The 13193-nt window shown below is 62.5% G+C and carries 11 protein-coding genes; 2 read left to right on the top strand and 9 right to left on the bottom strand.

The window, feature by feature from the left end; genetic code table 11:
* Positions 1-165 precede the first annotated feature (165 nt).
* The 5 genes from AQUI_RS0114085 to AQUI_RS0114065 all read right to left on the bottom strand — a co-directional run bounded on the left by AQUI_RS0114085 (position 166) and on the right by AQUI_RS0114065 (position 6352).
* On the bottom strand, positions 166-987 hold the full coding sequence (locus tag AQUI_RS0114085) for an extensin-like domain-containing protein (protein WP_027258079.1): 822 nt from the start codon (positions 985-987) through the stop codon (positions 166-168).
* Positions 984-1904 (bottom strand): prephenate/arogenate dehydrogenase family protein, encoded by a 921-nt coding sequence (locus AQUI_RS0114080; RefSeq protein ID WP_027258078.1) that lies wholly within the window; start codon positions 1902-1904, stop codon positions 984-986. Before AQUI_RS0114080 ends, AQUI_RS0114085 begins: the two co-directional genes overlap by 4 nt.
* A complete protein-coding gene (gene hisC, locus AQUI_RS0114075; protein ID WP_027258077.1) occupies positions 1901-2986 on the bottom strand; it encodes a histidinol-phosphate transaminase in 1086 nt (361 codons plus the stop codon). Before hisC ends, AQUI_RS0114080 begins: the two co-directional genes overlap by 4 nt.
* 123 nt (positions 2987-3109) lie before the next feature.
* Positions 3110-4756 (bottom strand): peptidoglycan-binding protein, encoded by a 1647-nt coding sequence (locus AQUI_RS0114070; RefSeq protein WP_027258076.1) that lies wholly within the window; start codon positions 4754-4756, stop codon positions 3110-3112.
* Between the two features lie 171 nt (positions 4757-4927).
* On the bottom strand, positions 4928-6352 hold the full coding sequence (locus AQUI_RS0114065) for an aminotransferase class V-fold PLP-dependent enzyme (protein ID WP_027258075.1): 1425 nt from the start codon (positions 6350-6352) through the stop codon (positions 4928-4930).
* 105 nt (positions 6353-6457) lie between these two features.
* Here AQUI_RS0114065 and AQUI_RS0114060 point away from each other — a divergent pair, with 105 nt between their 5' ends.
* Entirely contained in the window at positions 6458-6919 is a 462-nt protein-coding gene (locus AQUI_RS0114060) for an Lrp/AsnC family transcriptional regulator (protein WP_027258074.1), read from the top strand.
* Between the two features lie 82 nt (positions 6920-7001).
* Here the strand turns inward: AQUI_RS0114060 and AQUI_RS0114055 are convergent, their stop codons facing one another.
* The 4 genes from AQUI_RS0114055 to AQUI_RS0114040 form a co-directional block, all read right to left on the bottom strand.
* Positions 7002-7571, bottom strand: coding sequence for a PA14 domain-containing protein (locus AQUI_RS0114055; RefSeq protein ID WP_027258073.1), 570 nt, complete (start codon positions 7569-7571; stop codon positions 7002-7004).
* 150 nt (positions 7572-7721) lie between these two features.
* Positions 7722-8342 (bottom strand): 30S ribosomal protein S4, encoded by a 621-nt coding sequence (gene rpsD / locus AQUI_RS0114050; RefSeq protein WP_027258072.1) that lies wholly within the window; start codon positions 8340-8342, stop codon positions 7722-7724.
* A gap of 216 nt (positions 8343-8558) precedes the next feature.
* The gene (locus AQUI_RS0114045) at positions 8559-9620 is read right to left on the bottom strand and encodes a Hint domain-containing protein (RefSeq protein WP_027258071.1); all 1062 of its coding nucleotides are present in this window, start codon (positions 9618-9620) and stop codon (positions 8559-8561) included.
* Between the two features lie 200 nt (positions 9621-9820).
* Positions 9821-10738, bottom strand: a complete 918-nt coding sequence (locus AQUI_RS0114040) for a LysR substrate-binding domain-containing protein (RefSeq protein ID WP_027258070.1) — start codon at positions 10736-10738, stop codon at positions 9821-9823.
* A gap of 208 nt (positions 10739-10946) precedes the next feature.
* Between AQUI_RS0114040 and katG the strand changes: the two genes are divergently transcribed.
* Entirely contained in the window at positions 10947-13148 is a 2202-nt protein-coding gene (gene katG / locus AQUI_RS0114035) for a catalase/peroxidase HPI (protein WP_027258069.1), read from the top strand.
* The last annotated feature ends 45 nt before the right edge of the window (positions 13149-13193 follow it).

Here is a 13193-nt window from a genome sequence, read left to right as displayed (position 1 = left end):
AAGGCCGCCGCTGCCCTTTGCAGACCATGAATAACAAAATTGAACAGGCGCTTCGGGGCCAGCCCAACCTGACGCACGTCTCAGCAATTCCACTTCGCGCGCGCAGTATGCCCGGCCCAAGACTGTAATGTGCCCGTGGGCACTTTCAGGCGCAGGAGCACGCCGCTAGCGGCAATACGAACCGCCGCGGTGGCGCGCTACATCCAGGTGGAAATGGTCGCGGTGATAGCGGTCGGCCTCCGGCCCCAGCACAGTGCCGAAGGGTCCGCAAGCTGCGCGCCAGACCTTTTTCAACGTCTTGCGGGTCTTGCGGTTCTGCCAGCCCTTCAGCACCGTCACCGTCTCACCGCTGGCAAGGGTGAAGCCGGAGATGTCGATTGCCTGCCCTTTGCCATGTTCCGAAATCTTGGCACCGGGGCGGTTGTTGCGGGTGCGGCACGCATAATGCGCGGCGACGCGCAGGGAGACCACCTTGTTGCGGCGGCCAAAGGCGGTTTCGACCTCGCGGTTGATCCAAGTCTTCAGCGCACGGGCTGTGTTGCAAGTCATCAGCGAGGCCTGGCTGAGGCGCACCCCGGCAATCTCGCGCACCCGCACCGCATCTTTGGCGCCGCAGCCGGGCAGCATGCCTGAAACGTGGCCAACGCTATCGCCCTGAATGTCGATATCGCCGCAGACCGACCCCTTGCGCCGCTTGCGGCGCTTGAACAGCACCTGCTCTGCCAGGCTGTCCGGCCGTGCAAAGGGCAGCAGCGACGATCCCGGCCCCAGCAGCGGCCGATCTGCGGGGCGGGCTGCTGCCGCCAGGATCTGTTCCGATTGCGGCCACGAAACCGGGCGGAATTCTGGTGCAGGGACTATGCCAGCGGCCTCTAAGCCCGCGTCAGCCTGCGGGCGCGCAGGCGGCTCAAGCGAGGTTTCCGGCGCAGCGGCCAGCGCGGCACCGCCAAGCAGTGCTGCCAGCAGAAGGGCGCCCGCGCGGATCACTTCTTCTGCCCCCGGCCAAAGTCCGGCGCATCGGTGTCCTGGCCGGCCTCGATAATACCGCGGCGGATGGCGCGGGTGCGCGTGAAGTAATCGTGCAGGTGTTCGCCATCGCCGGTGCGGATGGCACGCTGAAGGGCAAACAGCTCCTCGGTGAAGCGGCCCAGGATTTCCAGCGTGGCGTCCTTGTTGGTCAGGAACACATCGCGCCACATGGTCGGGTCCGAGGCGGCGATGCGGGTGAAGTCGCGGAAGCCGGCGGCGGAGTATTTGATCACCTCGCTGTCGGTCACCCGGCGCAGGTCATCGGCGACGCCCACCATGGTGTAGGCAATGAGGTGCGGCGTGTGCGAGGTGACGGCCAGAACCAGGTCGTGGTGATCGGCGTCCATCTCATCGACATTGGCGCCCATCCCTTCCCACAGGGCACGCAGGCGGGCGGTGGCTTCCGGATCGGTGCCCTCGACCGGCACCAGCAGCGACCATCGGTTGTCGAACAGCTCGGCAAAACCCGATTCCGGCCCCGAATGCTCGGTCCCGGCCAGCGGGTGGGCGGGCACGAAATGCACACCTTCGGGAATATGCGGCAGCACGGCGTCGATCACATGGCGTTTGACCGACCCCACGTCCGAGACTGTGGCGCCGGGCTTCAGCAGCGCGGCGATGTCTTCCATCACTGGGCCCATGGCGCCGACGGGAACGCAGAGCACCACTAGGTCAGCATCCTGCACAGCCTCCCGCGCGCTGTCGCAGACGCGGTCGCAGAGGCCGATGCGGCGCGCCGTGCGGCGGGTTTCTTCGCTGCGGGCATAACCGGTGACCTCACCCGCCAGCCCTGCGCGTTTCATCGCCCAGAACATCGAGGAGGCAATCAGGCCAAGGCCGATCAGCGCAACACGGCCGTAGACTTGCTCGCTCATACTTGCCCCTCTTTGAAAGCCTTGACCCCTTGCGCAATGCGGCGGCAGGCGTCTTCGTCGCCAATGGTGATGCGCAGCGCGGTGGGCAGGTTGTAGCCCGCTACCCGGCGCACGATCAGGCCCTGCGCTTGCAGGTAAAGGTCGCAGGCCTCTGCCTCTGCCTGGCTGGAGAAGCGGGCCAGGATGAAGTTGGTGCTGGAGACATCCGAGGGAACGCCCAATTCCGCCAGTGCATTTGCCAGCCAAGCGCGCCATTTGGCATTCTCGGCTCTGCACTGGCCCACATATCCCACATCGCGCACCGAGGCTTCAGCCCCCGCAAGCGCGGTGCTGGAGACGTTGAAGGGGCCGCGGACCCGGTTCAGCACATTGATGATCTCCCGAGGGCCATAGCCCCAGCCGATCCGCGCGCCGCCCAGCCCGTAGATCTTGGAAAAGGTGCGGGTCATGAAAACATTTCTGCGCGCGCCCATCACCGCGGCGCCCGCATCAAAACCTTCGACATATTCGGCATAGGCGCCGTCGAGCACCAGAAGCGCGCCATCAGGCAAGCCATCGGCCAGCCGCGCCACCTCAGCCTCGCTGATCATGGTGCCGGTGGGGTTGTTCGGGTTGGCGATGAACACGAGCCTGGTACGGTCGGTGCAGCCCGCCAGCAGTGCGTCCACGTCGGTAACGCGCTCGCGCTCTTTCACCTCCACAGGTGTCGCGCCAGCGGCCAGTGCGCTGATGCGGTACATGGCAAAGCCGTGTTCGGTATAAAGCACCTCGTCGCCCGGGCCGGCATAGGCCTGACACAGAAAGGCAATGATCTCGTCGCTGCCCGCGCCGCAGATGATTTGCTCCGGCTCCAGCCCGTGAACTTCGCCGATCGCCTGCCGCAATGCGCCATGATCCGAGCTGGGATAGCGGTGCATGGTGGCCGCCGCGTCCTGCATCGCCTGGATCGCGCGCGGACTGGGGCCAAAGGGGTTCTCGTTCGAGGAGAGCTTCACAACATTGCTCACCCCATTCACATGGGCAGCCCCGCCCTGGTACAGAGCGATGTCCATGATACCGGGCTGCGGTGTGAGTTGGGTCATAATACGGGCTCCTTAATTCCTGCCCGTTCTAGCGGCCCAAAGGCTGGTGGGGAAGCACCAAGATGACGCTTCCCCCATGCTGCCGCCCCCCAGCGGCAGCCCCCAATGACGGTGCAGCCGGCGTTAATGCGCCGCTGCCGACTTGGGCATCTTGCGTTTGGCTTCGGCCATGATGATTTTCTGGATCTGCTTACGCAGCTCCATGTCCTTGCGCATCGCCTCGTTGGCCTGCTTCTGCATGGTCGAGGCTGATTGCGAGCCGTCCGAGCTGGTCAGAACCTCGCCTGCATATTTGCTGAAGGTCTTGCCACTGATTTGCTTGGCAATCTCGCCATAGATCGCGTCGCCGTGCAGCTTGATGAAATCCTCGGTGGCCTTGGTGCCGTATTTGGCGATCAGATCCTTCTTGACCGCGCCTTCCATGGCCGCGGGCGCCAGCTTGGTCTTGAGGAACTTCTCCGCAGCACCAGTGAAACCGGAGGAGAATTTGTCCAGCGCCTTGCCTGCGCCCGCCGACATGATGCCCGCGGTCAGGATCTTGGCGATGCTTTCCTTGATCTCCTTGGTGTTCGGCGGGCGGCCCTTTTCGATCAGGGGCTTGGCCAGGCCGATGGTTTCCTTCAGGGCCTCGGTCACCATGGCCTCGCCGGCCTTGGATTTCAGGAACTTCTCAAAGAAAACCTTCACCGCCTTTTTGGGGAACTCCCGCGAAAGTTTCGAGGCTGCGGCCTTGGCCAGATCATCCGCGAGGCCGGCTGACAGCTTGGACGTCAGCTTGCCGCCGGCAGCGCCTGCAAGGCCTGCGATGAAACTGTCGATGAAGACCTTCTTGGCGGCACCGTCCCAAGTGACCTTGTTGCCCGCCAGATGCTCGCCCAGCTGGCCGGCGCTGGATTTCAGCGCTTCGGTGCTGGCGGCGGCAATGGCGTGGGCCTTGGCCGGTGACATGCCCTTGGTCGCCACCAGACGGGCGGTCATGTAGGTTTCGACCACGGCAAAGGAAACCTCGCGCACCACTTCCAGCTTCCAGACAATCCCGCCGGCAGTGGCGATCCGCTGGTCAATGAACTTCTTGAAGGCCTTGCCGCCGGTGTTATAAGCTTTTGAGGCCTTAACATCCTGTTTGTAGACCTTTTTCCAGTCGGGCTTCTTCTTGGTCGTCAGCGTTTTCAGCAGGCTGGATTCGGAACGGGCATTAAGGATTGGCGTCCAGGGCGGGTCGGTCTTGTCATTGACAACGCTGACGGCGAATTCCGTCAGGGCGTTCAGGAAAGTGTCGTTGCCCTGGCGGGTGCTTTCGACCTCATTGCAGAAATCAACCCAGGATTCCGCCTGGCCGTACATCATGTTGGCCTTGGCCAGAAGTTTGCGCCGCAGCTCCTCCTGCCCGGCTTCAAACTCCGCCACGGTGATCAGCTTGGTCTTGCCGTTTTCGACGACCTCAACCCGTTCGATCTTGGTATCAGTGGCATATTGCGCCGCCAGTTTGGGCAGACCTGCGTTCCAGGTGCGCATGCCGGGGTCGACAATGCCGTCGGGCTTGCGGAAGCCCAGTTTCTTCTTCTGAAAGTCCTTGATGGTCTTAATCAGCCCGGCGTCGCATTTGGTGCTGACCTCGATGGAATAGCCGTTTGCTTTGAGCATCAGGCGGACCAGCTCTACATCTGCGGGGGCATTTTTGACCGGCTTGAATTTGCTCTCGCCAGTCTTGGGGTCCGGTTTGGTGATCCGTTTCTTGTCACCAACAGGGGCGGAAAGCTTTAGGGCCATAACAGTGCTCCAATCAATAAAATACTGTTAAAGCGTGCCACGCACCCGTTCGCGCTGTCGCGGGGGATTTGACCGGCATATTCCCCCTTTAAATACAGGGATTCGATACCTACATGTCACGTGTATGTGAGGTGTTTCCTAGCCCCGGGAAAGCACCCCGCCCGTTTGTTCCTATGCAACCAGCGCCTTGAACCGCGCGGTTTCCGGATCGACATTGTAACGGGCCGCAAGCTCCCCTGCCCTTTGGGTCAGATCGTTGACGCAATCAATGATGTATCGCGCGCGTTCCTCTTCCATCAGGTATGAGAAGTTGAGCCGGACCCAGCCGGGTTTCTTCATTTCCTCGCCTGCCTGCAGGTCGGCAAACAGCCTTTCCGACTCAGGCTGACCAATGCCCAGCAGCCGGTGCGCATAGGGTCCCGCACAGGCGCAGCCGCCGCGGGCCTGGATGCCGTAGACATCGCTCAGCATCCGGGTGAACAGCTGCTGATGGACCGGATTGCCCGCCCCGTCCGAGACCAGGAAGGAGAAGATCGGTAGCCGGTGCGCGTCGCGATGGCCAAGGATCTGCAGCCGCGGATTGGACGACCAGCCCGCCCAGGCCATGCCTGCAAACTTGGCTTCACGGGCTTCGATCTGATCTTGGCCGACCGCCTCCTTCACTAGAAATGCCAGCGCTGCGCGGATGTCGCCGATCACATTCGGCGTGCCGGCTTCTTCGCGGGTCGCCAGGTCCAGGCTGTATTCATGCTGCCAGGGGGACACAAAGCTGACTGTCCCCCCGCCCGGCCAGGACGGGCAACTGCGGCGTACCGCGCCTGTGTTGACCACCAGCACACCCGAGGCACCGGGACCGCCCGGAAACTTGTGCGGCGAGACCACGACGGCATCCTTGCGCTCTGCCCCGTTGCTACCCATGTCTATCGGCAGGTACGGGCCGCCGCCGGCATAGTCCCAGACCGCCAGCGCACCGTGTTCATGCAGCAGGCAACTGATGGGATCAGGATCGGTCAGGATGCCGGTGACGTTAGAGGCCGCCGAAAAACTGCCGATCTTCAGGTCACTGTCGGCGTGCTGCTTCAGGGCAAGCTCCAGAACCGCCAGATCCGCCCCGCCCTCGGCGGCCTCGGGGATTTCCACCACCACCGCCTTGCTTTCGCGCCAGGGAAGGATGTTGGAGTGATGTTCATAAGGGCCAATGAAAACAACCGGCCGGACAGCCTCGTTCACGCCAAAAAGGCTGACCAGCCGGTTGAGACCCGCGGTGGCGCCCGATCCGGTGAAAATCACCGCATCATCGCCAGTGGCGCCGGTCATGCGGGCGATCTCAGCTCGTGCCTCGCGGCGCAGGCGGGTCATCTGCGTGCCGCAATAGGAGGCCTCGGTATGGGAGTTGGCATAGAAAGGCAGCACCTGGACTGCCACGAAATCCTCGACCTGTCGCAGCGCCCGGCCGGAGGCAACGTAATCGGCATAGACCAGCGGCACCTCGCCATCGAGGCCCGGAATCATCACCCCGTCGCCGATCACGCTGCGGCCCAAGGCGCCGCTTTGAGCCGCCTGCCGGATTGTGTTTTTGAATGCTGCCAGGGTCATATCGCGCCTCCGTGATCTGCTAAAGTCAGCATGAACGGAATTTGTCGCGTTTTCTTTATCATTTCTTGAGTGGATTACGCTTTCTTTGTGTCATATGATCCATAGATGAGCAAAATCGCCGATCAAATTGACAGAAACATTTTGCGTGCGCTGCAGCAGGATGCCAGCTTGTCGCAACGGGAGCTGGCCGATCAGGTGGGGCTGTCGCAGAACGCCTGCTGGCGGCGGCTGAAGGCGTTGAACGACAGCGGGCTGCTCAAGGGCTCGACCGCGCGGCTGGACCGCAAGCAGCTGGGCCTGGATCTGGTGGTTTTTGTGCTGCTACGCACAAGGCATCATTCAGCAGACTGGCTGCAAAAATTCCGCCGCCATGTGCTGACCATTCCCGAGGTGGTGGATTTCCACCGCATCGGCGGCGATTACGATTATCAGCTGAAAGTGGTAACCGAGGATATGGCCAGCTATGACAAGGTGTATCAGCGGTTGATTTCAGGTGTCGAGCTGGACAGCGTAACCTCCTATTTCGCGATGGAGGCCATCGCCGAGGGACGTCCGCTGCCGTTGTAGGAGAACGGGTTAAAAGGGGGCGCCGCCCCCAGCCCTGCGGGCTTCCCCGGAGTATTTTCAACCAGAAAGAAGCTGCGGTCGTTTAATGCCCGAAGGCGCTGTCTTTCATCCATTTTGGGCGCTTGCCGTCCGGACCCATGCGCATGTGCAGGCAGGCGGTGCCGAGGCGCTGAAAGTAAAGGATGTCGACCGGATACCAGCCCGCAGACGGCACCTCTACTTCTGTCAGGATGGTGCTGTCGCAGGACTGCCGGCCGTCGTATTCACCCACCACCTGGCCGCCGACCCTGGCGCGCAGCCCGTCATTGGTGAGGAAGTCGATATTGTGGATGCCGGGCTGGTCAATCTTCACATAGCCGGTGATCCGAGCCACAACGTTCAGCGCCCGTTTGGAAGTGAGCGTGTTCTGCCCCTCCTCCGTGTCGCGGTTATCCAGGCCCTCGATGGGTTGGCCCGGCTCGCTGGAGATCTTCAGCGCCGAGGAGGCCTCAACCAGAGACTTCACATCATGCGGATAGGCATAAACCACAGACAGCCCCGGCTTGACGCCGGAGGGCTGCGGATCTGCCGGAGCCAGTTTAAGCGGCGCGGCGCCTGCGGAGGCGGCGGTCAATACTGCAATGGCGGCGGCGGCCTTCAGATAGGTTTTCATCACTTACTCCCTGTCGTTTTACAGGCAGGATAGTGGCAGGCGGCGCGCAGGGCTACTGGGTTTTACCAATGTGGGCACAGCATTGCAGGAAACGAAAAAAGGCTGCCCCGCAGGACAGCCCTTTCGCCATGCGCCGTGACGGCAGCAGGCTTAGTTCTTGGCGTAGAATTCCACAACCAGATTCGGTTCCATCAGAACCGGGTACGGCACGTCGCCCAGGCCAGGGGTGCGCACGAAGGTTGCCTTCAGCTTGGAGTGGTCGGCTTCGATGTAATCAGGAACGTCGCGCTCGGCCAGCTGGGTGGCTTCCAGAACAGCAACCATCTGCTTGGACTTGTCGCGGACTTCGATCACGTCGCCCTCTTTCACGCGGTAGGAGGGGATGTTGACGCGCTTGCCGTTCACGGTCACGTGGCCGTGGTTCACGAACTGGCGGGCCGCAAAAACGGTCGCAACAAACTTGGCACGGTAGACAACGGCGTCGAGGCGGCGCTCGAGCAGGCCGATCAGATTTTCACCGGTGTCGCCGTTCACACGCACAGCTTCGCCGTAGATGCGGCGGAACTGCTTTTCGGTCAGGTCGCCGTAGTAGCCCTTCAGCTTCTGCTTGGCGCGCAGCTGGATGCCGAAGTCGGACAGTTTACCCTTGCGGCGCTGGCCGTGCTGGCCCGGGCCGTAATCGCGGCGGTTGACCGGAGACTTCGGACGGCCCCAGATGTTTTCGCCCATGCGGCGGTCGATTTTGTACTTGGCAGACGTGCGTTTGGTCACGGCTGATCTCCTTCGTTTATGGTTTCGAAGGGCGTTGTCCTCTTGCCTCGCGGCATGACAGGGAACCCCTTGCGGGGGCCACCAACACCAATGAAGCCGCGCTTATACAGGGGGGGGGGGCAGAGTCAACACGGCTTCGGCGCGTTCGGCTTGAAACCTTGCACGCGCAGCCCAGACCGGACCTGAAAAAGCGTTCTGCCTAGTATGCGTAAAGGCTCAGGCCGCCTCGTGGCCCAGAATCGCAGCCTCGGACGCGCTCAGATTGCGGCGGGCATAAGCGCCATAGGCCAGCGGGTTGCGCTCCAACTCAGGCTGCAGATGGAACAACCGTACCCGGTCACAGTCGCTGAGCGCCGTCAACGACGCATTAGAGGGGTGAAAGCTTTCGGTCTCGACCCCATTGGCCCAAAGCACCTGGTGGTTTGCCAGCATGATATGGATATAGGTCGCCTGCCGCACCGAGGCGTCGGGCAGAATGGTGCGGCCGTTGACCAGATCGCCGGCGGCGACCAGCACTTCGGGCGTATTGAACAGCGCCCGCACCCGGTCGCCGCGCAACAGCATCCGGTGATCGGGGGAGACCAGCAGCTCCTGCTCCGGCCGGTCGATACCCAAGGCCCCGGCGTGGATGCGGATCGGCCGCAGCCGCGGCATCACAAACAGCCGCGCGCCGCTGATCCGGCGGGACCCGATCCAGAGGATTTCCTGAGCACCGTTGTCGCGGGTCTGCACCTTTTCGCCCTCGCGCAGCTGCTCGACCCGTTTCGGGCCTCCGGGCGTTGCGATCAAAGTGCCCGGCGTAAAGCAGATCACCCCGGTCTCGCCTTGCGGACGATCCGCACCGGCCGTGCTCAGCGAATGATGCACGACCCAAAGATCAGCACCGCGCGGCGGGAGTTCATCGACGAACATCAAGAGCGGGCGCTGGCCCGGCCCGACTTCGATCAGGGTAACAGTGAAACTTTGCACGCCGTTGGTCACGACAAAGCTGCTGTCCATCAGCGGTTCGTCCACCTCGACCGCATCGACATCGGTCCGGTTCTGAACCGCTGCACCGACCAGCCGGCGCACCGACCGTGCTGCCCGGCGGCGCAAATCTGCCTCGCCATTTGCCATATCCAGCCGCAACAGCTCTGCCGGCCCGTCCACCCGCACAGCATCGCCATGCCAAGCCCAAGCCGCCCCTACATCAAGAGCGTCAACCGGTGCGGCCGGAAGGCCGTCAATCTCGGTTTGCGACCAGGAAACAACAAACGTGCCACGAAAGCCCGTTTTCATCTGCCTGTATGCCTGCCTAAATTCGTTTTTATTAACGAAAGCTTAACAACGCACTTTCAGGCCTGAAACCGCAGGGCCGTAAAATGGTTGTGAGCGTGCCCTTTACGCATCATTCCTCATGCGGTTGCAGCGGCTTTGGCAGCACTCAATCGCTGGGAAACAGCGCAGATTATTGTCCGCAAACGCACAACAAAGCCGTTTCAATTCAGCGGACTATAACTTGAGCGCAAAGCCTGTGCAGCCTGCCGCACCACCTCTGCCACCTGCAGAAGCTGCCGCGCGAGCGGGTTGCTGCGGCGCCAGATCATGCCAATTGTGCGGGCCGGCTGAGGATCCCGGAACCGCGAAACCGAGACAACAGCCGAGCGGGTCTCGACCGGGACGGCCATTTCGGGAATCAGCGTGACGCCGATTCCGGCGCTGACCATCTGCACCAGGGTCGACAGCGAGCTGCCATCCAGCAGCTCGCGCGGAGCCGCCGACTGCATGTTGCAGAACGATAGCGCCTGATCGCGGAAGCAATGCCCCTCCTCCAGCAGCAACAGACGCATTTCGCGCAGGCCATCGGGACCAGGAACCGGCTTTCCGGTGTCCTCGCCGGGACGCACCAACACAAAGTCCTCCTCGAACAGCGCAACTTCCTCAAAGGCGGGCTCGGAGACCGGCAGCGCCACAATCGCGGTGTCCAGCCGCCCCTCTCCCAGTTCTTCCAGCAGCCTTGGGGTCACGGTTTCGCGCACACGGATGTCCGCCTCGGGGTACTGCCGGGTCAGATTCCCCACGATGGACGGCAGCAGGTATGGCGCGATGGTGGGAATCACTCCGATCCGCAGCCGCCCCGCCAGGCCCTCACGGGAAGCGCGCGCCAGTTCACCCAGCTCATCCACCGAGCGCAGGATGCCGCGCACGCGCAGTGCCAGGTCCTCGCCAAGACTGGTGAGCCGCACTTGGCGGGCGCTGCGCTCGACCAGCTGCACCCCCAGCGCTTCCTCCAATTCCTTGATCTGAACCGACAAAGCGGGCTGCGACACTGCACAGGCACCTGCCGCGCGGCCGAAATGGCGGTGCTGGGCCAGCGCCTCAAAATAGCGCATCTGGCGGAGTGTCACGTTTGTCATAGTTTTTCATTATCACTGCGATGAATAAATGCAACTTAATCCAATGGAGTTTCCCTGCTAGCCTCCTCTGCAGGACGACAGGGAATCCCGGCAACAGCAGTCTTTGCCCCAAATGCATTTTCAGGCGGCGCCTGCGCTGCTGGACTGATCCGGGAACGTTTCTGCCACGACGCAGTTCAACTATTTGAAGCCACGATCGGAGAAGAATATGGACGGAAATACCCCCGCAGGAAAATGCCCGGTGATGCACGGCGCTGCGCTGAACACCGACAGCGGCGGCACCTCGAACCAGGATTGGTGGCCGAACCAGCTGAACCTGAAGATCCTGCATCAGCATACGCCCAAGTCGAACCCGATGGGGGCTGAATTCAGCTACCGCGAGGCCTTCAAGACGCTCGACCTGGAGGCCGTGAAGAAGGATCTGTTTGCGCTGATGACTGACAGCCAGGACTGGTGGCCTGCGGACTACGGCCATTACGGCGGGCTATTCATCCGCATGGCCTGGCACAGTGCCGGCACTTACCGCACCGCCGATGGCCGCGGCGGCGGCGGCACCGGCAACCAGCGCTTTGCGCCGGTGAACTCCTGGCCGGACAATGGCAACCTGGACAAGGCCCGGCGCCTGTTGTGGCCGGTCAAACAGAAGTACGGCAACAAGATCTCCTGGGGCGATCTGATGATCCTGGCAGGCAATTGCGCCATTGAATCGATGGGCGGCCCTGTCTTTGGCTTTGGCGGCGGCCGCGAAGACATCTGGGCGCCCGAGGAGGACATCTATTGGGGCACCGAGACCGATTGGCTGGGCGACGCGCGCTATTCCGGCGACCGCGATCTGGAAAACCCGCTAGCAGCGGTGCAAATGGGCCTGATCTATGTGAACCCCGAAGGGCCGAACGGAAACCCGGACCCGGCGGCCTCGGGGCTGGATGTGCGCGACACCTTTGCCCGCATGGGCATGAATGACGAGGAAACCGTGGCGCTGGTTGCGGGCGGCCACACCTTTGGCAAGGCGCATGGTGCAGGCGATCCTGAACTGGTCGGTGCCGAGCCGGAAGCCGGATCGATGGAGCAGATGGGCCTTGGCTGGATCAATGCGCATGGCTCCGGCAAGGGCGGCGACACCACGACTTCAGGTATCGAGGGGGCCTGGAAGCCGAACCCGACGACCTGGGACATGGGGTACTTCGACGTGCTGTTCGGTTACGAGTGGAAGCTGGAGAAAAGCCCCGCAGGGGCGCAGCAATGGCACGCGCAGGATGTGGCGCCCGAACATATGGTAGTGGATGCCCATGACCCAAGCAAGCGCCATGCACCGATGATGACCACCGCCGATATGTCGCTGCGGATGGACCCGGAGTACGAGAAGATCTCGCGCGAATTCCATGCCAGCCCGGAGAAATTCGCTGACGCCTTTGCCCGCGCCTGGTTCAAGCTGTGCCACCGCGACATGGGGCCGAAATCGCGCTATCTGGGCAGCGACGTACCGTCGGAAGATCTGATCTGGCAGGATCCGGTACCCGAGGTGGATCATGCGCTGGTGGACGAGCAGGATACCTCGCAGCTGAAGGCCAATATCCTGGCAACTGGGCTGTCGGTCTCTGAGCTGGTCGCCACCGCCTGGGCCTCGGCCTCGACCTTCCGCGGTTCGGACAAGCGCGGCGGTGCCAATGGCGGCCGTATCCGGCTTGCGCCGCAAAAGGACTGGGAGGTGAACCAGCCGGACCAGCTCGCCAAGGTGCTGAACGCGCTGGAGCAGATCCAGAGCGAATTCAATGCCAGCGCCTCTGGCAGCAAGAAGGTCTCGTTGGCTGATCTGATTGTTCTGGCAGGAGGCGCCGGCGTCGAAGAGGCTGCAAAGGCTGCAGGCCACCCGGTGGACGTGCCTTTCACCCCTGGCCGCACCGATGCCAGCCAGGAGCAGACCGATGTCGAAGGCTTTGCCGTGCTGGAGCCGGAGGCCGATGGCTTCCGCAACTACCAGAAGGCCGCCTACAGTGTGCCGGCAGAGAAGATGCTGGTGGACCGGGCGCAGCTTTTGACCCTTGGCGCGCCGGAAATGACCGCCCTGATCGGCGGTCTGCGGGTGCTGGGCGCCAATCAGGGCGGCTCCAAGCACGGGGTGTTCACCGACCGGGCTGGGGTGCTGAGCACCGACTTCTTCACCACTATCACCGATATGGGTGTGGAGTGGACCCCGGCAGAGGACGGAACGTATGAAGGCCGGGACCGGGCCAGCGGTGCAGTCAAGTGGACCGGCACGCGGGCGGATCTGGTGTTCGGCTCCAACTCGCAGCTGCGGGCATTGTCCGAGGTTTATGCGCAGGCAGGCGGCGAGGCGGCGTTTGTGCGGGACTTCGTGGCGGCCTGGGTCAAAGTGATGAACGCAGACCGGTTTGACCTGGCGGCGTAAGCAAATTTAAAAGGCTAACAAGGCGCTCCGGAAAACCGGGGCGCC

This window comes from Leisingera aquimarina DSM 24565 (assembly GCF_000473165.1).
GTDB lineage: Bacteria > Pseudomonadota > Alphaproteobacteria > Rhodobacterales > Rhodobacteraceae > Leisingera > Leisingera aquimarina.
The sequence above is the reverse complement of the archived record's forward strand: the minus strand, read 5'-3'. Positions and strand labels throughout refer to the sequence as shown.

Bases quoted from the DNA above. Each gene is read 5' to 3' on its own strand.
- AQUI_RS0114070 (WP_027258076.1), bottom strand. From the start codon at position 4,756: ATGGCCCTAAAGCTTTCCGCCCCTGTTGGTGACAAGAAACGGATCACC.
- AQUI_RS0114055 (WP_027258073.1), bottom strand. From the start codon at position 7,571: ATGAAAACCTATCTGAAGGCCGCCGCCGCCATTGCAGTATTGACCGCC.
- hisC (WP_027258077.1), bottom strand. From the start codon at position 2,986: ATGACCCAACTCACACCGCAGCCCGGTATCATGGACATCGCTCTGTAC.
- AQUI_RS0114040 (WP_027258070.1), bottom strand. From the start codon at position 10,738: ATGACAAACGTGACACTCCGCCAGATGCGCTATTTTGAGGCGCTGGCC.
- AQUI_RS0114060 (WP_027258074.1), top strand. From the start codon at position 6,458: ATGAGCAAAATCGCCGATCAAATTGACAGAAACATTTTGCGTGCGCTG.
- AQUI_RS0114080 (WP_027258078.1), bottom strand. From the start codon at position 1,904: ATGAGCGAGCAAGTCTACGGCCGTGTTGCGCTGATCGGCCTTGGCCTG.
- AQUI_RS0114045 (WP_027258071.1), bottom strand. From the start codon at position 9,620: ATGAAAACGGGCTTTCGTGGCACGTTTGTTGTTTCCTGGTCGCAAACC.
- AQUI_RS0114065 (WP_027258075.1), bottom strand. From the start codon at position 6,352: ATGACCCTGGCAGCATTCAAAAACACAATCCGGCAGGCGGCTCAAAGC.
- katG (WP_027258069.1), top strand. From the start codon at position 10,947: ATGGACGGAAATACCCCCGCAGGAAAATGCCCGGTGATGCACGGCGCT.